19 protein-coding genes are annotated in these 18,609 nt (G+C 65.0%); 14 read left to right on the plus strand and 5 right to left on the minus strand.

What is annotated here, in order from left to right; genetic code table 11:
- Nucleotides 1-57 precede the first annotated feature (57 nt).
- Entirely contained in the window at nt 58-1,296 is a 1,239-nt protein-coding gene (locus tag GTK01_RS09265; protein WP_371924306.1) for a GNAT family N-acetyltransferase, read from the minus strand.
- Entirely contained in the window at nt 1,296-2,705 is a 1,410-nt protein-coding gene (locus GTK01_RS09270) for a polysaccharide biosynthesis C-terminal domain-containing protein (protein ID WP_252925587.1), read from the minus strand. The genes GTK01_RS09265 and GTK01_RS09270 overlap by 1 nt, the downstream gene beginning before the upstream one ends.
- A gap of 96 nt (nt 2,706-2,801) precedes the next feature.
- Here GTK01_RS09270 and GTK01_RS09275 point away from each other — a divergent pair, with 96 nt between their 5' ends.
- On the plus strand, nt 2,802-4,022 hold the full coding sequence (locus tag GTK01_RS09275; protein ID WP_252925588.1) for an MFS transporter: 1,221 nt from the start codon (nt 2,802-2,804) through the stop codon (nt 4,020-4,022).
- A gap of 7 nt (nt 4,023-4,029) precedes the next feature.
- On the opposite strand, the gene secA is transcribed toward GTK01_RS09275, so the two are convergent.
- Complete coding sequence (secA, locus tag GTK01_RS09280) at nt 4,030-6,750, minus strand: preprotein translocase subunit SecA (RefSeq protein ID WP_252925589.1); 2,721 nt, start codon at nt 6,748-6,750, stop codon at nt 4,030-4,032.
- 234 nt (nt 6,751-6,984) lie between these two features.
- Here secA and GTK01_RS09285 point away from each other — a divergent pair, with 234 nt between their 5' ends.
- The 6 genes from GTK01_RS09285 to GTK01_RS09310 all read left to right on the plus strand — a co-directional run bounded on the left by GTK01_RS09285 (nt 6,985) and on the right by GTK01_RS09310 (nt 11,118).
- Nucleotides 6,985-7,965: a peptidylprolyl isomerase gene (locus tag GTK01_RS09285; RefSeq protein WP_252925590.1), complete on the plus strand. Its 981-nt coding sequence runs from the start codon at nt 6,985-6,987 to the stop codon at nt 7,963-7,965.
- A 24-nt stretch (nt 7,966-7,989) separates the two neighbouring features.
- The gene (gene argJ, locus GTK01_RS09290) at nt 7,990-9,231 is read left to right on the plus strand and encodes a bifunctional glutamate N-acetyltransferase/amino-acid acetyltransferase ArgJ (protein ID WP_252925591.1); all 1,242 of its coding nucleotides are present in this window, start codon (nt 7,990-7,992) and stop codon (nt 9,229-9,231) included.
- Nucleotide 9,232: 1 nt separating this feature from the next.
- On the plus strand, nt 9,233-9,994 hold the full coding sequence (locus GTK01_RS09295) for an N-acetyltransferase (protein WP_252925592.1): 762 nt from the start codon (nt 9,233-9,235) through the stop codon (nt 9,992-9,994).
- Nucleotides 9,991-10,416, plus strand: a complete 426-nt coding sequence (locus GTK01_RS09300) for a (deoxy)nucleoside triphosphate pyrophosphohydrolase (RefSeq protein ID WP_252925593.1) — start codon at nt 9,991-9,993, stop codon at nt 10,414-10,416. The genes GTK01_RS09295 and GTK01_RS09300 overlap by 4 nt, the downstream gene beginning before the upstream one ends.
- 109 nt (nt 10,417-10,525) lie before the next feature.
- Entirely contained in the window at nt 10,526-10,840 is a 315-nt protein-coding gene (locus GTK01_RS09305; RefSeq protein WP_252925594.1) for a hypothetical protein, read from the plus strand.
- Nucleotides 10,841-10,932: 92 nt separating this feature from the next.
- Entirely contained in the window at nt 10,933-11,118 is a 186-nt protein-coding gene (locus tag GTK01_RS09310; RefSeq protein WP_252925595.1) for a Flp family type IVb pilin, read from the plus strand.
- Nucleotides 11,119-11,122: 4 nt separating this feature from the next.
- Here GTK01_RS09310 and GTK01_RS09315 read toward each other — a convergent pair whose 3' ends face one another.
- Nucleotides 11,123-11,980 (minus strand): methyltransferase domain-containing protein, encoded by an 858-nt coding sequence (locus tag GTK01_RS09315; RefSeq protein WP_252925596.1) that lies wholly within the window; start codon nt 11,978-11,980, stop codon nt 11,123-11,125.
- A 65-nt stretch (nt 11,981-12,045) separates the two neighbouring features.
- On the opposite strand from GTK01_RS09315, the gene GTK01_RS09320 reads away from it, so the two are divergent.
- Genes GTK01_RS09320 through GTK01_RS09335 form a run of 4 tightly spaced genes read left to right on the plus strand, consistent with a single transcriptional unit; the run spans nt 12,046 to nt 14,401 of the window.
- Nucleotides 12,046-12,831 carry a ComF family protein gene (locus tag GTK01_RS09320; RefSeq protein ID WP_371924309.1) on the plus strand — a complete coding sequence of 262 codons (786 nt, stop codon included), beginning with the start codon at nt 12,046-12,048 and terminating at the stop codon, nt 12,829-12,831.
- 30 nt (nt 12,832-12,861) lie between these two features.
- Nucleotides 12,862-13,128 carry a glutaredoxin 3 gene (gene grxC, locus GTK01_RS09325; protein ID WP_252925598.1) on the plus strand — a complete coding sequence of 89 codons (267 nt, stop codon included), beginning with the start codon at nt 12,862-12,864 and terminating at the stop codon, nt 13,126-13,128.
- Complete coding sequence (locus GTK01_RS09330) at nt 13,125-13,979, plus strand: carbon-nitrogen hydrolase family protein (RefSeq protein WP_252925599.1); 855 nt, start codon at nt 13,125-13,127, stop codon at nt 13,977-13,979. The genes grxC and GTK01_RS09330 overlap by 4 nt, the downstream gene beginning before the upstream one ends.
- A complete protein-coding gene (locus tag GTK01_RS09335) occupies nt 13,976-14,401 on the plus strand; it encodes a DUF1178 family protein (protein WP_252925600.1) in 426 nt (141 codons plus the stop codon). Before GTK01_RS09330 ends, GTK01_RS09335 begins: the two co-directional genes overlap by 4 nt.
- 149 nt (nt 14,402-14,550) lie before the next feature.
- Here GTK01_RS09335 and ubiG read toward each other — a convergent pair whose 3' ends face one another.
- Nucleotides 14,551-15,309, minus strand: coding sequence for a bifunctional 2-polyprenyl-6-hydroxyphenol methylase/3-demethylubiquinol 3-O-methyltransferase UbiG (gene ubiG / locus GTK01_RS09340; protein WP_252925601.1), 759 nt, complete (start codon nt 15,307-15,309; stop codon nt 14,551-14,553).
- A gap of 157 nt (nt 15,310-15,466) precedes the next feature.
- On the opposite strand from ubiG, the gene GTK01_RS09345 reads away from it, so the two are divergent.
- The 3 genes from GTK01_RS09345 (at nt 15,467) to GTK01_RS09355 (ending at nt 18,531) form a co-directional block, all read left to right on the plus strand.
- Nucleotides 15,467-16,393 carry an ABC transporter ATP-binding protein gene (locus GTK01_RS09345; RefSeq protein WP_252925602.1) on the plus strand — a complete coding sequence of 309 codons (927 nt, stop codon included), beginning with the start codon at nt 15,467-15,469 and terminating at the stop codon, nt 16,391-16,393.
- Nucleotides 16,390-17,151, plus strand: a complete 762-nt coding sequence (locus GTK01_RS09350) for an ABC transporter permease (protein ID WP_252925603.1) — start codon at nt 16,390-16,392, stop codon at nt 17,149-17,151. The genes GTK01_RS09345 and GTK01_RS09350 overlap by 4 nt, the downstream gene beginning before the upstream one ends.
- 126 nt (nt 17,152-17,277) lie before the next feature.
- Complete coding sequence (locus tag GTK01_RS09355) at nt 17,278-18,531, plus strand: aspartate kinase (protein ID WP_252925604.1); 1,254 nt, start codon at nt 17,278-17,280, stop codon at nt 18,529-18,531.
- Nucleotides 18,532-18,609 lie beyond the last annotated feature (78 nt).

Consider the following 18,609-nt stretch of genomic DNA (forward strand, 5'->3'; position numbering starts at 1 on the left):
CCTTGGCCTACCTTTCCTACATCGGCTGGCAGGGCCGAAAAAGCAAGCTTGCGGACATCATCTCCGCAGCGTCCGCCGGACGCGCAAGCGTGCGCGGCGAAGAAGATCGCGCAACCGCGCCTCGCGCTCGATGCCAAGCGCGGCGGCGTTGACGAGCCTGTCCGCCTTCGGTTCCAGCCCGACGATCAGGGTCGCCAGCGTTGACCGCTCGCTCCACAGGCGCGCGAGCACGGGATGGTCGGGAACGGCGCAGGAATCGGTCACCGTTACGTTGTAGTCGTCGAGGTGACGCTTCGTCACCTCGATCATGAGGAGCACACCGGGCGAATAGCCGGAGAATTCCTCGTCGAAAGCGGTCTTCCACGTATAGGCGATGCCCGATTCGACGAAGACGACGAGCGAGGCGACCGGCCGCCCTGAGACCGTGAGCGTGTGGATGCGGCACATGGCGCGTTCGCTGAGCCCGGCAATCGCCTCGCGCACGAAGGCGGCGCGGAAGCGGTCGATCACCATTGCCGTGCCGGCGCGGCCCTTCCACCCGCTCGCTTCGATGGCCAGAAACGTCTCGACGGCCAGCCGCGTTTCCTCGGGCGTTTCGGCGACCTCGTAGGCGATCCGCCCTTTCTCGGCGAGGCGGCGCTCCAGCCGGCGGTATTCGCGATAGTGCTTCTGGAGCGTTGCGGAGAGGTAGGCGTCGCCATCGAGGTCTGAGCGCAGCATGGGCCTTTCGCGCTCCCGCACCTTGGTTATCGGCAAGTTGAGCTCGGCGGCTGCGCTTTGCAGCGTCGCCGCGAAAATGCCGTCGGCGCGGATGTCGGCAAACTGGATCAGTTTCGGCAGGCCCTGTGCAGGTGCCGCCATCAGACGCAGGAAATCGGCGACGATGCCTTGCGGATCGTCGCGGTCGACGAGCGGCGTTCCGAGCGGGCCGAACGGGCTCGACCAGGTTCGGATCGCCGGCGGGCCGAGACGCAGCAGCGGGCGTTCGACCGAAAAGGGCACGAGCAGGCGCAGCCGGCTGCGCTTGTCGCGCTCGTCGCGCATGACCGCGAGCCGGACCTCGCGATCCTCCAGCCGCGGCATGGCCGGGGCAAGGAAGCGCGGGTTGAAGAAGACGTTCGGGTCGATCGCGCGCGCGGCCAGATGGTCGAGCTCGGTGACGAGGTCGTAGCCCGTCGAGGCTGGGTAGATGTCGAGCCGGCGCCCGCGCGCGATGGGCTCCCGGGCCTGTCCTGCGTCGCCGGCCAGATGATCGAGCATTGCGGCCGGATGCCGCCCTTGCGCCGTCGCGCCCATCACGATCCCCTTACCGGGGGCGCGGCTGCGCCCATCCACATGTCGATGCCGATCTTGCGGCGTACCGTGAGGGCAAGAAGCGCCGCCTCGCATACCATCGCGACGGCCGTCGCGATGGCGGCACCCCAAAGCCCGTATCGCGGGATCAAGAGGCAGTTGAGCCCGACATTGACGGCGAGCACGAGCGCATAGACCCGAGCGCATGCGTTCTGGTGCCCGCCCATGGTAAGCACGCTTTCTGCCGGCCCGACCACCGCTCGCGCGACGACGCCGGCGACGAGCACGAAGAGCAGCGGATAGCCGGCGGTGAACTCGGAGCCGAACAGCCTCAGCAGCGGCTCGCCCGCTGCCAGCAGAAGCGCGGCCATGGCGAGCGTCGGCCAGAATGTCCAGCGCACAGTGTCATGGGCGAATGCGGCGAGTTCGTCCGGACGGTCTCCATGCATCAGGCCGGCAAAGCGCTGCGCGACGCCGGCGCGGACTGCGAAATAGACGAAATGCACGAGCGCCAGCGTCTTCACGGTCGCGAAATAGACCGCGACGTCGGGCGGCGGCAGGAAGAAGCCGACCATCAGCACGTCGGCGTTTGTCAGGATGTAGATGAAGCCCTCGATCAGGAAGACGGGCAGCGAAACCACTAGCCAGCCGCGCATGGCGAAGGCGCGCTTTACGGGCTGGGCCTCGCGCTCGGCGCGGTTGGAGACGGTCACGAGCTGGAAAAGCGTCGTCGCATAGGTCGCAACGATGGCGGCATACATGGCGGTTTCGGCGTTGGCCGGCGCGCCGGTCGCCACCGCTCCCACCATCAGCACCAAGAGCAGGAGCGGGCGCAGAATGTAGGTCGGCAGCATGGCGTGCAACGCCCAGGCATGGCCGCGGGCGACGCCCTGCATCAGGTCCGAAAGTCCCATCATCGGCAGGCAGATCATCCCGAGCAGGAAGGGCACGACATGGTGCGGCTCGATCCGGTCCGACAGGACATGGATCATCGCGGCGCCCGCAAGGGCAACGACCGTGGACGCGGCGAGCACGATCACCCGGCTTCCCAGAAGCACCCCGCGCAGGTCCGACTGGCGCCCCTGGCCGCGATATTCGGGAATGAAGCGGATCATGGCGGTGTTGAAGCCGAGGCACGACAGGCTGCCGAGGATCAGTATCGCGGTCCAGACGAGGACGAAGACGCCATACTCGAAGCCGCCCATCCATCGGGCGAGGAAGACCTGGCTGGCGAAGGCGATGACGGCGGAGGCGACGCGAACGACGAAGGCGGTCAGCGACATGCGCGCGGCATGGCTGCGCTCGCCGGTTCCGAATGCAAGCCGGTCGAAAGCTTCAAGATATGGCCGTGCACGGGCGGCCAGCCGCTCGGGCAGAATACGTTCGGCCGTCGTTGCAGCGGAGACTCGCACGCTCTAACCTTTGATCTCGCGTCCAGCCCTACGGCATAGGGCACAACACTTTAAGAAACGGTTCGGCGCCCGCCGAAGCGCTGAACGGCCCGCCTCATGTCCAAGCCTGCCCCGTCCGATTTCGTCATCGCCACCTTGATCGGCATCACCCAGACGATCGGCTATGGCAGCCTCTATTACTCCTTCGGCGTCCTTGCCCCGTTCATGGCGGAAGACACCGGCCTGTCGCTCACCTTCGTCTACGGCCTTTTTTCAATCGCGCTTCTGGCATCGGGCTTTGTCGCGCCGCGCGCCGGACGCCTCTTCGACGGCAATGATCCGGCGCGCGTCATGGCTGTCGGCTCGTGCATCAGTGCCGCCGCGCTTGCTCTTTGGGGCCTGGCGCCAGGCAGGGTCGCCTTCGGCGCGTTCCTGATCGTGACCGAAATGAGCTCCGTCCTTGTCCTCTACGAGGCGGCCTTCGTGCTCGCGGCGCGGCTGTCGCCGGCCAATGCCCGGCGCACCATCACCGGCATCACGCTGATCGCCGGGTTCGCCTCGACGATCTTCTGGCCCCTGACGAGCTGGCTCGCCGGCTTCATCGAGTGGCGCACGATCCTGCTCATCTTCGCCGCGCTCAACCTTTTCGTCTGCGCGCCGCTGCACGTCTTCCTGATTCGCCGCACGCCGCGCGCGATTCCGACGCAAGCCGATGCCGGGCAGAAGCTGGCGGAAGGCACGCTCACCTCGTCGCGCGACCGCACCGTGGCCTTTCGCCTTCTGCTGGTCGCCTTCGCGGCCAACGCGTTCGTCATGTCGGCGGTTCATCTTCACCTGATCGGGCTGCTGGGCGCTCTGGGGCTCGGCGCATCGGCGGCGCTGATCGGCGCGCTGATCGGCCCGGCCCAGGTCGCCGGCCGCATCGCCGAATTCACCGCCGGGCCGCGCATCAGCGTCATGAGCGTCGCGCTGTTTGCCACCGGAGCGCTGCCGGCGGGCCTCGGCTTCCTGATCGGAGGATCGGGCTACCTGCCCGCCGCGGTCGTCTTCGCGCTGGTCTTCGGCGCGGGGCAGGGGCTTTCCTACATCGTGCGCGGCGTCCTGCCGCTGACGCTCTTCGGCGCCAACGGCTATGGCGCGCGGACAGGCAGGATCAATTCGGTGCGCTTGTTCGTGTCGGCGGGCGCGCCGGTCCTGGCGGCGGCCATTTTCGAGCGGTTCGGCGCCCAGACGGCGCTCGGCGTCATCGCCGCCGCGGGTCTCGTCGGGTTCATCGCGGTCATCGCGATCGTTCCGATCCTGCGGCGCGCCGGTCAGCCCGGCACGCCGTCGATCTGAGCATCCGTCAGGTGAACGCGCCGTGGCAGTGCTTGTACTTCTTGCCCGAGCCGCAGGGACATAGCTCGTTGCGGCCAACCTTGCCCCAGGTCCCCGGATCGTTGGGATCGCGGTCCTCGGGAGCAACGATACGGTTGTCGGCCAAGCCGTCCTCGCCCTCGGCGAAGTCGTCCTCGCCCGTCACCGGGTCGAGATGGTGGCCCTCGACGGCGGGGGCCTGCGGGGGCGGGGCGTCTGCGGCCTGGCGCACGAGTTCGACGCGCATCAACTGGCTGGTGACCACTTGTCGCAGATTGGCCAGCATCGACTGAAAGAGCTCGAAGGCCTCGGTCTTGTATTCGTTCAGCGGGTCGCGCTGCGCATAGCCACGGAAGCCGACGACCGAACGCAGATGGTCGAGATTGACCAGATGCTCGCGCCACAGGCTGTCCAGCGTCTGCAGCATGACCGACTTTTCGACATAGGTCATGATATCCGGGCCGAAGCGCTCGGCGCGATCGGCGGCGGCGGCGTTCGCAGCCTCCATCAGGCGCTCGCGGATCTGTTCCTCGTCGATACCTTCCTCGGCTGCCCATTCCTCGATCGGCAGATCAAGATTGAGCCCTTCGCGGACGCCCTCCTTGAGGCCCGCGACATCCCACTGTTCGGCGTAGGCGTTCTCGGGAATGTGCCGCGCGACGAGATCCTCGACCACGTCCTGACGCATCTCCGCGACCGTCTCGGAGACGTTGCCGCCTTCCATGAGCTGGATGCGCTGGTCGAACACGACCTTGCGCTGGTCGTTCATGACGTCGTCATACTTCAGAAGATTCTTGCGGATGTCGAAGTTGCGCGCCTCGACCTTCTTCTGCGCCTTTTCCAGCGCCTTGTTGATCCAGGGATGGATGATCGCCTCGTCTTCCTTGAGGCCAAGCTTGGTCAGCATGGAATCCATGCGGTCCGAGCCGAAGATGCGCATCAAATCGTCCTGCAGCGACAGGAAGAACTTCGACCGGCCGGGATCGCCCTGGCGGCCCGAGCGGCCACGAAGCTGGTTGTCGATGCGGCGCGATTCATGGCGTTCGGTGGCGAGCACGTAAAGGCCGCCTGCCGCAAGCGCCTTTTCCTTCAGCCGCTGCACGTCCTCGCGGATCGCCCTTTCCTTGGCGTCACGTTCGGGACCGGCCGGCATGTCGCCCAGTTCGGCCGCCACGCGCATGTCGGCATTGCCGCCAAGCTGGATGTCGGTGCCGCGCCCGGCCATATTGGTCGCGATGGTGATCGCGCCCGGCTTGCCGGCCTGCGCCACGATCGAGGCTTCCTGCTCGTGGTGGCGGGCGTTAAGCACCTGGAAGTCGGTGAAACCGTCCTTTTTCAGACGTTCGGCCAACTGCTCGGATTTCTCGATCGAGGTGGTGCCGACAAGGACCGGTTGGCCCTTGGAGCTCGCTTCCTTGATCTCGCGCACGATCGCCCGGTACTTCTCCTCGACCGTGCGATAGACCTCGTCATCCTCGTCGATGCGCTGGACGGGCAGGTTGGTCGGAATGTCCGAGACGCCCAGGCCGTAGATGTTGCCGAATTCTTCGGCTTCCGTCTGCGCCGTGCCGGTCATGCCGGCAAGCTTGGCGTACATGCGGAAGTAGTTCTGGAACGTGATCGAGGCCAGCGTCTGGTTCTCGGGATGAATCTTGACGTGCTCCTTGGCCTCCAGCGCCTGGTGCAGGCCTTCGGAGAAGCGGCGGCCCGGCATCATGCGGCCGGTGAACTCGTCGATGATGACGACCTCGCCATTGCGGACGATGTAGTCCTTGTCGCGCTGGAACAGGCGATGCGCCTTCAGAGCGTTGTTGACGTGGTGGACGATGGCGACGTTTTCGATGTCGTAGAGCGAGGCACCCTTGAGCATTCCGGCATCGCGCAGGAGGTTTTCGAGCTTTTCCGTGCCGTCTTCGGTGAAATTGGCCGTCCGCTGCTTTTCGTCGATCTCGTAGTCGTCGGCCTCCAGCATCGGAATGAACTTGTCGATCTGGTTGTAGAGTTCGGAGCGGTCCTCGAGCGGGCCGGAGATGATCAGCGGTGTTCGCGCCTCGTCGATCAGGATCGAGTCGACCTCGTCGACGATCGCGTAGAAATGTCCGCGCTGCACCATCTGGGCGCGCTCGTATTTCATGTTGTCGCGCAGGTAGTCGAAGCCGAGCTCGTTATTGGTCGCGTAGGTGACGTCGCAGGCGTAGGCCGCCTTGCGTTCTTCGTCGGAAAGTCCGTGGACGATGATGCCGGTCGACAGGCCGAGAAATCCGTAGACCCTGCTCATCCACTCCGCGTCGCGGCGGGCGAGGTAGTCGTTGACGGTAACGACGTGGACGCCTTTGCCGGCGAGCGCGTTGAGATAGACGGGGAGGGTTGCGACCAGCGTCTTGCCCTCGCCGGTGCGCATCTCGGAAATGCCGCCTTCATGCAGCACCATGCCGCCGATGAGCTGGACGTCGAAGGGACGCAGACCGAGCGCGCGCTTCGATGCCTCGCGGACGGTCGCGAAGGCCGGAACGAGGATGTCGTCGAGCGAGGTGCCTTCGGCAATCTGCTTCCTGAACTCGTCAGTCCGGGCGCGAAGCTGATCGTCGGTGAGGGCCGAAAGCTCGCCTTCCAGGGCGTTGATCGCCTCGACCCGCGGTCGCAGCCCCTTGATGCGCCGATCGTTCGAGGAACCAAAAATCTTGCGCGCGACGCCAGCGAGACTGACCATCCAAGGTCCTTTCGAAAAGAAAGTTTCCGGTCTGGACCGGAGCGCCCGTCGAGGGGGTAACGGGCTTGTGAAAAGACAGAAAAGCGCCCGGAAAACGGTTCTGGACGCCAAGACGAAGGACAGATAAGAGGGGGCACAAGCGATGTCAACGCCGCCGCCTGTGGGCGCAAATGCGGAATTCCGCCACATTCGCAAGGGCTGGAAACAGCATCGAACCCTCACTGGAGTTTCTTCATGAATGTTTTGTTTCGCCGCTTGTCCGCCGCCGTCGCGCTCGTCGCGCTGACTTCGGGCGCCGCCTTTGCGCAGGATACGACGCCTGCTGCGCCGGAACCCGCGGTCGCAGCCGACCCGTCCGCCATCGTCGCCACGGTCGAGGGGCAGGAGGTGACCGAGGGTGACCTGGCGCTCGCGCTCCAGGGCCTCGAGCAGCAGTTCGCGAACCTTTCGCCCGAACAGCGCCGCGCCGCCGCGCTTTCGGCGCTGATCGAAATCCGCCTCCTCGCCGCCAAGGCCGAAGAGGAAGGGCTCGACGACGCCGAAGAGTTCCAGCGCCAGATGGCGTTCCTGCGCGAGCGGGCTTTGCACAGCGCCTTCATCGAGCAGCAGGTCGCCGTCAGCGTGACGGATGAAGAGGTCCGCGCCCGCTACGACCAGGAGATCGCCAATACCCCGCCGACCAACGAAGTGCGCGCGCGCCACATCATCGTCGACAGCGAGGAGAAGGCGAAGGAACTGATCGCCGAGCTCGACGGCGGCGCCGATTTCGAGGAACTCGCCAAGGCGAACTCGACCGATGGCGCAGCTCAGCAGGGCGGCGACCTCGGCTATTTCGGCCAGGGCCAGATGGTTCCGGAGTTCGAAGAGGCGGCCTTCGCCATGGATGTCGGCGAGCACTCCGCCGAGCCGGTCCAGACGCAGTTCGGCTGGCACGTCATCAAGGTCGAAGACAAGCGCCAGCAGCAGCCGCCGGCTTTCGAGCAGGTCGGCCCGCAGATCCGATCGATCCTGCTGCGCGAGCGTTACTTCCAGACCGTCGAGGAAATCCGCGAGGCGGCTGACATCGAGATCTCCGATGCCGAACTGAAGGCGACGCTCGACGAGATGGAAGCGGCCGCACAGCCGGGTGCGCAGTCGGAATCGGATGCTGAAGCCGGCGCTGATGGCGCCGTCGATGCGGCGCCTTCCGACGAGACGACCGACCCGGCCGAATAAGCAGCAGACACAAAGACCAGCGCCATGTCCGACGCCGTTTCTCCGCTCGCCCCGAAAAGCTACCCGAAGATGCCGCCCATCGATGGCGTGCGGATCGCGACGGCGGAGGCCGGCATCAAGTACAAAGGTCGCACCGACCTTCTGGCCATGGTCTTTGACGAGGGGACGACCGTGGCCGGCGTTTTCACCAAGTCGAAATGCCCGTCGGCTCCGGTCGACTTCTGCCGGGCGAATCTGCCCGGTGGATCGGCCCGCATTCTGGTCGTCAATTCGGGAAATGCGAACGCATTCACCGGAAAAAAGGGCCGTGAAACCACCGAAATGACGGCCGATCTGGCGTCAAAAGCGGCCGGTTCCAGCTCAAAAGAGGTGTTTTTGGCGTCAACTGGCGTCATTGGCGAGCCTCTTGACGCCAAAAAATTCGCCCATCTGCTCGACGACATGGTCGCCCGTGCCCAGCCCGGCCTGTGGGCCGAGGCCGGCAAGGCGATCATGACGACGGACACCTATCCCAAATATCTGACCGCAACCTGCCAGATCGACGGTGTCGATGTGACGATCAACGGCATCGCCAAGGGCGCCGGCATGATCGCGCCGGACATGGCGACGATGCTCTCCTTCGTCGCGACCGACGCGCCGATCGGCGCGAAGGCGTTGCAGGATCTGCTTTCCAAGGGCGTCGGCATGACGTTCAATTCGGTGACGGTCGACAGCGACACCTCGACTTCCGACACGCTGATGCTGTTCGCCACCGGCGCGGCTGAAAAGCGCGGAGCAGCGCGGATCGAGGACGCGGAAGATCCCCGGCTTTCCAATTTCCGCCGTGCGCTCAACAAGATGCTGAAGGCGCTCGCGCTTCAGGTCGTGCGCGACGGCGAGGGCGCGCGCAAGCAGATCGGCGTCACCGTCACCGGCGCCAAGAATGCGCGTTCGGCCAAGCGTGTCGCGCTGTCCATCGCCAATTCGCCGCTGGTCAAGACGGCGGTCGCCGGCGAGGATGCCAATTGGGGCCGTGTCGTCATGGCCGTCGGCAAGGCCGGCGAGCCGGCGGACCGCGATCTCCTGTCGATCTGGTTCGGCGACATCCGCGTCGCCCATAGCGGCGAGCGGGACCCGGATTATTCCGAGGCGGCGACGTCCGCCTACATGGAGGGCGACGAGATCGATATCCGCGTCGATCTCGGCCTCGGGCGCGGTCAGGCGACGGTGTGGACCTGCGATTTGACCAAGGAATATGTCGCCATCAACGGCGACTACCGCAGCTAGGATGGCAGACGCCGACCTGCCCACGGTCCGGCGTTTGGAAGCGGCGGGCTTTCGCGCCTGGCCGGCCGAAATCGTATCCTATGACGGCACGTGGTCGGTGCGCACGACGGCCGGTTTGCCGACGCGCAGATCGAACTCCGTGACCCCGCTCGACCGTTCCGATTGCGACGGGCTGGAGCGCCGATTGCCGGGCCTGCGCGCGCGCTTCGCCGCGGCAGGATTTCCGGTGACGTTTCGCATCACGCCGCTGACGGGGAGGCGCCTCGTCGAGCAGTTCGACGAGATGAACTGGCCGGTGATCACGCCCTCGCTCGTCATGCGTGCGGAACTGGGCTCGACCTCCAGCGCGCAGCGGGAGGTCGAGATGGTGTCTCCGGCCTCGTTTTGTCGGGCAGGGATTGCGATCGGCGCCATCGACGCCGCGCGTGCTGCGCCGCTGCAAGCGCTTCTTGCGCGTGTCCCGGCGAAACTGGGCCTGTTCGTGCTGTCGGTCGATGGAGTTCCGGCCGCCAAGGCGATGTGCACTGTCGACGGTGCGATTGCCGGAATCTACGAGGTCGCGACCGCGCCGGCCTTTCGCTCGCAAGGGCTTGCCCGCAAGCTCGTATCGGCCGCGCTGGCCTTTGCCGCTGCGAGCGGCGCGTGCGGCAGCTTCCTGATGGTGGACAGGAACAATGCCCCCGCCATCGCGCTCTACGAATCCTTCGGCTTCACGGCGACCTACCCTTACGAATATCGTGCCGAACCGGAGGCGAGGACATGACCGAAGCGGCGAATGCCGAACCGAAGCGCCTGTTGCTCGTCGCGGCCTGCGCGCTCGTCGACGCGGATGGGCGTGTGCTCCTGGCGCAGCGACCGGCGCACAAGCAGTTGGGCGGCTTGTGGGAATTTCCCGGCGGCAAGGTCGAGCCCGGCGAAACGCCGGAGGAAACCGTCGTCCGTGAACTCCATGAAGAGCTCGGCATCGAAACCAAGACGGCGTGCCTTGCACCGCTAACCTTCGCCAGCCATTCCTATGAGAGCTTCAATCTCCTGATGCCGCTTTTCGTATGCCGCCGCTTTTGGGGTATCCCGCAGCCGCTTGAAGCGCAGCAACTGAAGTGGGTGCGCCCAAACAAGATGCGGGATTATCCGATGCCGCCGGCCGACGAGCCTCTGATTCCATTCCTGATCGACCTGCTCTGACCAGTATCGACGCTCGCCCAATGGTCGACTTTGCGTTTGCGCGTTAATCGATGATTCAGCCAATCCTGCAAAAGTCCTGTGGAATTTCATTTGAACAACAGGACTTCGCATGGCAGGCAGCGGGCAAGACCTTTCGGGCCGATCCTTCATCAGCCAGACGAGCGCGGGCATCCTGCGGGTGACACTGCTGTTCGGATCGGCGGTAATCGCGCTGACGCTTATCCTCGTGCCCATCGCTGACAAGAACGCCCGCGACCGGATGTTCGCATCCGTCGAATCACCGGGCATCGACCGGATGTCGACGGGCAGCATCGGGCCGCGCAGTTCGGCCGAGACATATACGATCCGGCGCAGCGTCCTTCAGCAGAGCCCGAGCGCGGTCTGCATCATCCGCGAGTCGGGCGCTCGTTCCGGCTCCTGCTGAGGCGGCAATTGCGCCGCTTGGCTCCACACTTCCTTAACGACGCCTCTTGGCAGGTTCCTAACTTCTCGACGCTAGGAAAGAGGACACGCTGAATGACGAGGCGCCTCATGCTGAAACGATTCCTGACGGACGAAAGCGGTGCGACGGCCGTCGAATATGGCCTGATCGCAACGCTCATCGGCGTTGCGATCATCGGCGGGGCCTCGGCGACGGGCACGGCCATCTCCAATCTGTGGGGCGGCAATGAAAGCGCGATCAACGAAGTCCTGACCCGCTGATCGTTCAGTCCGTCTTCAACGCCTTTGCAAGCGACACCGTCGCACTGCCGCGCCGCGCCGGCTTCTGCTGCGAGCCATGCGGCGCCCATCCCGAAAGCCAGACTGTCGCGAAGGTCGCCCGAATGCGCCCATCCGAATCGGCGAAGCGCTCTGCGTAGAGCCCGGCAGCCCGGACGAGAACCGCGCGCCGAACCGGCCGTGCACCGACGAGGCTGCTGGTGACGCCCATGGCCCGAAGATCGCGCATCAAGTCGAACATCGTATCGTAGCGCACGGTCGTTTCCTCGATATCGGCGACGGGCAGCGCAAAGCCTGCGCGCTGCAAAAGCCCGCCCGCATCGCGGATGTCGACGAGTGGATGGACGCGGCTTGCCGCGCCGCCGGTGATCTCGGCTTCGGCCGCCAGCAGGACCTCGCGCAACTCCTTCAGCGTGCCGGCGCCCGCAAGGCAGCCAAGGAACAGCCCGTCCGGCCGCAGGAGCCGCCGGATCTGGATCAGCGTTCCCGGTACGTCGTCGACTTCGCCGAGTGCATACAGTGAGACGGCAAGGTCCGCGCTTTCGGGAGGCAGTGCGAGATGATCGACGGGCGAGACCGCGCCGGGCGCACCGTCGAGAAGGGCGGAGTTCGCCTCGACCCGCTCGATGCTGCCAGCCTTCCCCGTCAATGCGACGGCGCGCGCGGCCTCGTCGACGAAGCCATGGAGCACGATTGCCCGGTCGAAATCGCGGCTGACCGTGGAAAGGCGCTCGGCAAGCTCGGCCGAGGCGGCGCGCATCAGGAAATCGCCGTGGCGTCCGGTTTGCGCGAGGGCTCGCATCTTGTGGGCGAGTGCGCGGGTCTGATCGAAGATTGCGTCCATGCGTACCTGAATGCGAAAGTGCGCCGTCATAGGGTGGATATGGGAAGCCGGGCTTGAGAAGTCTCGTGGTGGAACGGCTCGCAAAGATCAAGTCCGCCGGCGCCGCGGCCGGGCAAATCGCGGGCCGGATGCTCTTTCCGCCGACATGTCTTGGATGCCGGAAGATCGTTGCCGAAGGCGGCACGCTTTGCGCCTCCTGCTGGGGCGACATCCATTTTCTCGACGAGCCCTGGTGCGCGGTCTCGGGCGTGCCCTTCGCCTACGACATGGGAACGGGTGCGATCTCGCCCGCCGTCATGGCGTCGCCGCCCGCCTATGACCGCTCGCGCGCGGCCGTCGCCTATGACGGGGCCGCGCGCAGGCTGGCGCAGAGCCTCAAATATCAGGACCGCACCGACCTTGCACCCTGGCTGGCAGGCTGGATGGTGCGCGCGGGTCGCGACATCATCGACCATGCGGAGCTGCTCGTTCCGGTGCCGCTCCACCGCCAACGCTTTTTCACCCGGCGGTTCAATCAGTCGGCGGAACTGGCGCGTGCCATCGCCAGACAGACGGGACGGCCGTTTGCCGCCGAGGTCGTCATGCGCGTCAAGAAGACGCGCCAGCAAGTCGGCCTCAAGGCGAAGGAAAGGCAGGACAATGTCCGCGCCGCCTTTCTCGTGCCCGAAGGGAAAAAGGCTCTGATCGCCGGGCGGCATGTGTGCATCGTCGACGACGTCTACACGACCGGGGCGACGGTCTCTGCGCTTGCCAAGTGCCTTCGCCGTGCCGGTGCGCGCGAGATCTCCGTCTTGACCTTCGCACGGGTATTGCCGGGGGACTTCCGGCGAGGAAAGCCAGAGCCTATATAGACCTGCAAAGGCAACAGGACGGACCGATACATGGCCGACGTCGAAATCTATACACGAATGATGTGCGGCTATTGCGCAGCCGCCAAGCGGCTCCTCGACAGGAAGGGCGTCACTTATGTCGAACACGATGCGAGCTTTTCAGCGGAGTTGCGCCAGGAAATGATCGGCAAGGCCAATGGCCGCACGACCTTTCCGCAAATCTTCATCCAAGGGCGCCATGTCGGCGGATCGGACGACCTGCATGCGCTGGAGTCGGAGGGCCGGCTCGACGCAATGCTGAAAGGCGGCCAGGCATGAGCGGACCAGTGAAGGTCGCCGCGCTGCAGATGCGCTCCTCGACGTCGCTTGAGCGCAACATCGCCGATTTCGAGACTCTGGTGCGCGAGGCCGCGGGCAAGGGCGCGACCTACGTCCAGTCGCCCGAGATGACAGGGGCGTTGGTGCGCGACCGCGCCAGCTTGCGCGCGATGATCACGTCCGACGACAAGGATGCGCTCGTCATCCGCGCAGCCGAACTCGCCGCGGAACTCGGCATCTTCGTCCATATCGGCTCGACCGCAATCGCGCGGCCGGACGGAAAGGTCGCCAACCGCGCTTTCGTGTTCGGGACGGACGGTGCGCGGCTTGCGACCTACGACAAGATCCACATGTTCGACGTCGATCTCGACAAGGGCGAGAGCTGGCGCGAATCCGCGACGTACGAGCCGGGCAAGGTTTCGACCGTCGTCGATCTGCCTTTTGGGCGCATGGGGCTTGCCGTCTGCTACGATCTGCGCTTTCCGCAACTCTTCCGCGCGCAGGCGCTGGCGGGCGCCTCGGTGCTGACGGTGCCGGCTGCCTTCACCCGGCAGACCGGGGAGGCGCACTGGCACGTCCTGATCCGCGCCCGCGCGATCGAAAACGGCGCCTTCGTCATCGCCGCCGCGCAGGGCGGAACGCATGAGGACGGCCGCGAGACCTATGGCCATTCGCTGATCGTCGATCCGTGGGGCAAGGTTCTGGCCGAAGCGAACGGCGCGGAGCCGGGCGTGGTGCTTGCCGAGATCGACCTTGCTGCCTCGGCGGCCGCGCGCGGCAAGGTGCCGAACTTGAAGAACGCTCGCGACTTCACGATCGCGAATGCCGCAGGGCTGGCCAACGCGTCATGATCCGGTTCAACCTTGTTTGCGATGCCGGCCACGAATTCGATGGCTGGTTCCGGTCCAATGAGGACTACGAGGGGCAGCACAAGAGCGGTCTCGTCTCGTGCCCGACCTGCCATTCGGCCAAGGTCGCCAAGGCGTTGATGGCGCCGGCGGTCTCAACTGCGCGCAAGCAGGAGAAGATCGCGCTCGCTGTCGGCGCCGAGCAGCGCCAGATGCTGGCCAAGCTGAAGGAAATGGCCGACCATGTGCGCCAGAACGCGGACTATGTCGGCGACAAGTTCGCCGACGAGGCGCGCAAGATTCATTTCGGCGAGGTCGAGCGGCGCGGCATCTATGGCGAGGCGTCGGTCGAGGAGGTCAAGAGCCTCGCCGACGATGGCGTCGACTTCATGCCGCTGCCGACCTTCCCCGACGAACATAACTAGCAGGCCCGCCGAGATTCAGCCCTGAGCGGGCTGCAAACGGAGACGTTCCGTGCTTCAGGCACTCACGTCCTTGTTGGACGCGCCGCTCCGGTTCTCGCACGCCGCCGTATTCGGCTCGCACGGAACCTGATCGCGCCAGGCCTTGCGCCCTATGCTGGTCCCTCAGGCGGTTTTGCAGCCAAGATCATGTAATTGACGTCGAGATCGCGCGAGCGGTTCCACTGGTCGGTCAGCGGGTTGTAGGTGACGCCGGTGCGCTCGACAACCGACATGCCGGTGCCGGCGAGGCCCTTGTCGAGTTCCTCGGGGCGGACGAGTTTGTCGTATTGATGCGTGCCTTTCGGCAGCCAGCCGAGGACATATTCGGCGCCGACGATGGCAAGGCCCCACGCTTTCAGCGTGCGGTTGATGGTGGCGACGAACATCAGGCCCCCGGGCTTTACCATGTGCGCGCATTTGGACAGGAACAGGTCGACGTCGGCGACGTGTTCGACGACCTCCATGTTGAGGACGACGTCGAATTTCTCGCCAGCATCGGCCAGCGCCTCGGCGGTGGTGGCGCGGTAGTCGATCTTCACACGTGCCTCGGCGGCATGGATCTTCGCCACCTCGATATTCGTGGCCGAGGCGTCGGCGCCGACGACGTTCGCGCCGAGGCGCGCCATCGGCTCGCAGAGCAGGCCGCCGCCGCAGCCGATGTCGAGCAGGCGCAGGCCGTCGAAGGGCTTGGCTGCGCGCGGGTCACGGCCGAAATGCGTCGCCACCTGGTCGCGGATATAGGCAAGGCGTACCGGATTGAACTTGTGCAGCGGCTTGAACTTGCCGTTCGGGTTCCACCATTCCTGGGCGAGGCGCGAAAAGCGTTCGACCTCTCCGGCATCGATGGTGGTGCGCTGGGCATCTGACATGCGGGTGTCTCCTTCAGGAGTGGTCAAGTCGGGCGAGGGCGGCGAAAAGTCAAGCGCGCGAAATGGCAGGAGCGTGATGTCGGATCGCAGCCGGCGATTGCGTCCTCGGTGCTGCGACCTATATGCGCTGCGCCCACCCGAACTGCGAAAGCCTGCCATGCCCCCCGCTTTGTCGATCCGAAATCTCACCAAGACCTATGACTCCGGCTTCACGGCGCTGAAGGGTGTCGACCTCGAAGTCCAGCCGGGCGAGATCTTCGCGCTGCTCGGGCCCAACGGGGCGGGCAAGACGACGCTGATCGGCATTGTCTGCGGCGTCGTCAATGCCAGCGGCGGGGAGGTACTGGTCGATGGTCACGAGATCGTCGCGGAGTACCGCAAGACGCGGTCCATCATCGGCCTCGTGCCGCAGGATGTCTCGCTCGACGCGTTCGAAAGCGTGTGGGCCACGGTGTCGTTCAGCCGAGGCCTGTTCGGCAAGGGCAAGGATGACGCGCATGTCGAGAAGGTGCTGCGCGCGCTGTCGCTTTGGGACAAGAAGGACGAGAAGGTCATCAACCTGTCCGGCGGCATGAAGCGGCGGGTGATGATCGCCAAGGCGCTGGCGCACGAGCCGAAGCTGCTCTTCCTCGACGAGCCGACCGCGGGCGTGGACGTCGAACTGCGGCGCGACATGTGGGAAATGGTTCGCGGACTGCGCGCGACCGGCGTCACGATCATCCTGACGACGCACTATATCGAGGAAGCCGAGGAGATGGCCGACCGGATCGGCGTGATTTCGAAGGGCGAGATCATCCTGGTCGAGGACAAGGCAGCGCTGATGCAGCGCTTCGGCAAAAAGAAACTCGAGCTGGAACTTGCCCAGCCCCTGGCGGCGCTGCCGGCGGGTCTGACTGGGCGGGGCCTGGAAATCACCGATGACGGGCGCCGTCTCGTCTATTCCTACGACACGCAAGGCGAGCGCACCGGGATCACGGCGCTTCTGGCGGATCTTTCGAGCGAAGGCATCCGCTTTCGCGACCTCGAGACGCGGCAAAGCTCGCTCGAGGACATCTTCGTCGACCTGGTGAGGGAACGGGCATGAACTTTCACGCCGTCAAGGCCATCTACACGTTCGAGATGGCGCGCACGTTCCGCACCATCATGCAGAGCATCATTTCGCCGGTCGTCTCGACGTCGCTCTATTTCGTCGTGTTCGGCGCGGCGATCGGCTCGCGCATCGAGACGATCGACGGGGTCTCCTATGGCGCGTTCATCGTTCCGGGGCTGATCATGATGTCGCTTCTGACGCTTTCGATCTCGAACGCGTCATTCGGCATCTACTTCCCGAAATTCACAGGCACGATCTACGAGGTGCTGTCGGCGCCGATCTCCTATTTCGAAATCGTGCTCGCCTATGTCGGCGCGGCGGCAACGAAGTCGATGATGATCGGCCTCGTCATTCTCGCGACGGCGGCGTTCTTCGTCGACCTTGAGATCCAGCATCCCTTCATGATGGTGCTGTTTCTCGTCCTGACCTCGGTGAGCTTCTCGCTGTTCGGCTTCATCATCGGCATCTGGGCGGACGGGTTCGAGAAGTTGCAGATCATTCCGCTCCTGATCGTCATGCCGCTCGCGTTCCTGGGCGGGACGTTCTACTCGCTCGACATGCTGCCGCCCGTCTGGCAGACGATTTCGCTCGCCAATCCGGTCGTCTACCTGGTCTCGGGCTTCCGCTGGAGCTTCATCGGCACCTCCGACGTCAGCGTCTGGGTAAGCCTCGGCATGACGCTGGTGTTTCTCGTGCTGTGCCTTGGCATCGTGAGCTGGATGTTCCGGACCGGCTACCGCCTCAAGAAATAATCCGGCTCATCATCGCGGCTTGCCTCACTTGCACATGGCAGGCGATTTGAGTATGCAACCCGCGCCGCCGCCCGATCCTCAAGACGGGCGGCATGAACCGATCTTTGCCCCGAGGAATTCCCTTTCATGGCGCGTATCGTGATGAAGTTCGGCGGAACCTCCGTCGCCGACATCAACCGCATTCGCAATGTCGCGCGCCACGTCAAACGCGAGGTGGATGCGGGGCACGAGGTGGCTGTGGTCGTCTCGGCGATGTCGGGCAAGACGAACGAACTCGTCGCCTGGTGCCGCGAAGCCTCGCCGATGCACGATGCGCGCGAATATGACGCCGTCGTCGCTTCCGGCGAACAGGTGACGGCCGGGCTGCTGGCGATCACGCTTCAGGGCATGGGCGTTCATGCCCGCTCCTGGCAGGGCTGGCAAATCCCGATCAAGACCGACAACGCCCATGGCGCCGCGCGCATCCAGGAGATCGACGGATCGTTCCTCGCCAAGCGCTTCGGCGAGGGGCAGGTGGCCGTGATCGCCGGCTTCCAGGGCCTTGCGCCCGACAACCGGATCGCGACGCTCGGGCGCGGCGGGTCGGACACGAGCGCGGTCGCCATCGCCGCCGCCGTCAAGGCCGACCGCTGCGACATCTATACCGACGTCGACGGCGTCTACACGACCGACCCGCGCATCGAGCCGAAGGCGCGAAGGCTTGCCAAGATTTCCTTCGAGGAGATGCTGGAAATGGCCTCGCTTGGCGCCAAGGTCCTGCAGGTGCGCTCGGTCGAGCTTGCCATGGTACACAAGGTGCGTACTTTCGTGCGCTCCTCCTTCGAAGATCCGGACGCTCCCGGTATGGGCGATTTCGACAACCCGCCCGGCACGCTCATTTGCGACGAGGATGAAATCTTGGAACAGCAAGTCGTCACAGGCATCGCCTACGCCAAGGATGAAGCGCAGATTTCGCTGCGCCGCGTCTCGGACCGCCCGGGCGTCGCCGCCGGCATATTCGGCCCGCTCGCCGAAGCCAACATCAATGTCGACATGATCGTGCAGAACATATCCGAGGACGGATTGCGCACCGACATGACCTTCACCGTGCCTTCGGCCGATGTCGCCAAGGCGGTCGCGGTGCTGGAAAAGAACAAGGATCAGGTCGGCTTCGACGCGCTCCAGCATGACGAGGGCATGGCCAAGGTGTCGGTCATCGGCATCGGCATGCGCAGCCATGCGGGCGTCGCGGCGATCGCCTTCAAGGCACTGGCCGACCGCGGCATCAACATCCGCGCGATCACGACGTCCGAGATCAAGATTTCGATCCTGATCGACGCGGCCTATACTGAATTGGCCGTGCGGACTTTGCATTCCGTCTACGGGCTGGATAAGCAGTAAGAGGGGAACGGCCGACACGGAGTCGGTTGCCGGCCCTGGCAGAGCACAGGGCCGGATAGCGCCGTTGGAGTGAACGGT

The organism is Aliihoeflea sp. 40Bstr573 (assembly GCF_024105655.1).
In the GTDB taxonomy this organism is placed as follows: Bacteria; Pseudomonadota; Alphaproteobacteria; order Rhizobiales; family Rhizobiaceae; genus Aliihoeflea.

Bases quoted from the DNA above. Each gene is read 5' to 3' on its own strand.
- GTK01_RS09305 (WP_252925594.1), top strand. From the start codon at position 10,526: ATGGCAGGCAGCGGGCAAGACCTTTCGGGCCGATCCTTCATCAGCCAG.
- GTK01_RS09300 (WP_252925593.1), top strand. From the start codon at position 9,991: ATGACCGAAGCGGCGAATGCCGAACCGAAGCGCCTGTTGCTCGTCGCG.
- GTK01_RS09310 (WP_252925595.1), top strand. From the start codon at position 10,933: ATGACGAGGCGCCTCATGCTGAAACGATTCCTGACGGACGAAAGCGGT.
- GTK01_RS09345 (WP_252925602.1), top strand. From the start codon at position 15,467: ATGCCCCCCGCTTTGTCGATCCGAAATCTCACCAAGACCTATGACTCC.
- grxC (WP_252925598.1), top strand. From the start codon at position 12,862: ATGGCCGACGTCGAAATCTATACACGAATGATGTGCGGCTATTGCGCA.
- GTK01_RS09265 (WP_371924306.1), bottom strand. From the start codon at position 1,296: ATGGGCGCGACGGCGCAAGGGCGGCATCCGGCCGCAATGCTCGATCAT.
- ubiG (WP_252925601.1), bottom strand. From the start codon at position 15,309: ATGTCAGATGCCCAGCGCACCACCATCGATGCCGGAGAGGTCGAACGC.
- secA (WP_252925589.1), bottom strand. From the start codon at position 6,750: ATGGTCAGTCTCGCTGGCGTCGCGCGCAAGATTTTTGGTTCCTCGAAC.
- GTK01_RS09315 (WP_252925596.1), bottom strand. From the start codon at position 11,980: ATGGACGCAATCTTCGATCAGACCCGCGCACTCGCCCACAAGATGCGA.
- GTK01_RS09285 (WP_252925590.1), top strand. From the start codon at position 6,985: ATGAATGTTTTGTTTCGCCGCTTGTCCGCCGCCGTCGCGCTCGTCGCG.
- GTK01_RS09355 (WP_252925604.1), top strand. From the start codon at position 17,278: ATGGCGCGTATCGTGATGAAGTTCGGCGGAACCTCCGTCGCCGACATC.
- argJ (WP_252925591.1), top strand. From the start codon at position 7,990: ATGTCCGACGCCGTTTCTCCGCTCGCCCCGAAAAGCTACCCGAAGATG.
- GTK01_RS09275 (WP_252925588.1), top strand. From the start codon at position 2,802: ATGTCCAAGCCTGCCCCGTCCGATTTCGTCATCGCCACCTTGATCGGC.
- GTK01_RS09295 (WP_252925592.1), top strand. From the start codon at position 9,233: ATGGCAGACGCCGACCTGCCCACGGTCCGGCGTTTGGAAGCGGCGGGC.
- GTK01_RS09335 (WP_252925600.1), top strand. From the start codon at position 13,976: ATGATCCGGTTCAACCTTGTTTGCGATGCCGGCCACGAATTCGATGGC.
- GTK01_RS09330 (WP_252925599.1), top strand. From the start codon at position 13,125: ATGAGCGGACCAGTGAAGGTCGCCGCGCTGCAGATGCGCTCCTCGACG.
- GTK01_RS09350 (WP_252925603.1), top strand. From the start codon at position 16,390: ATGAACTTTCACGCCGTCAAGGCCATCTACACGTTCGAGATGGCGCGC.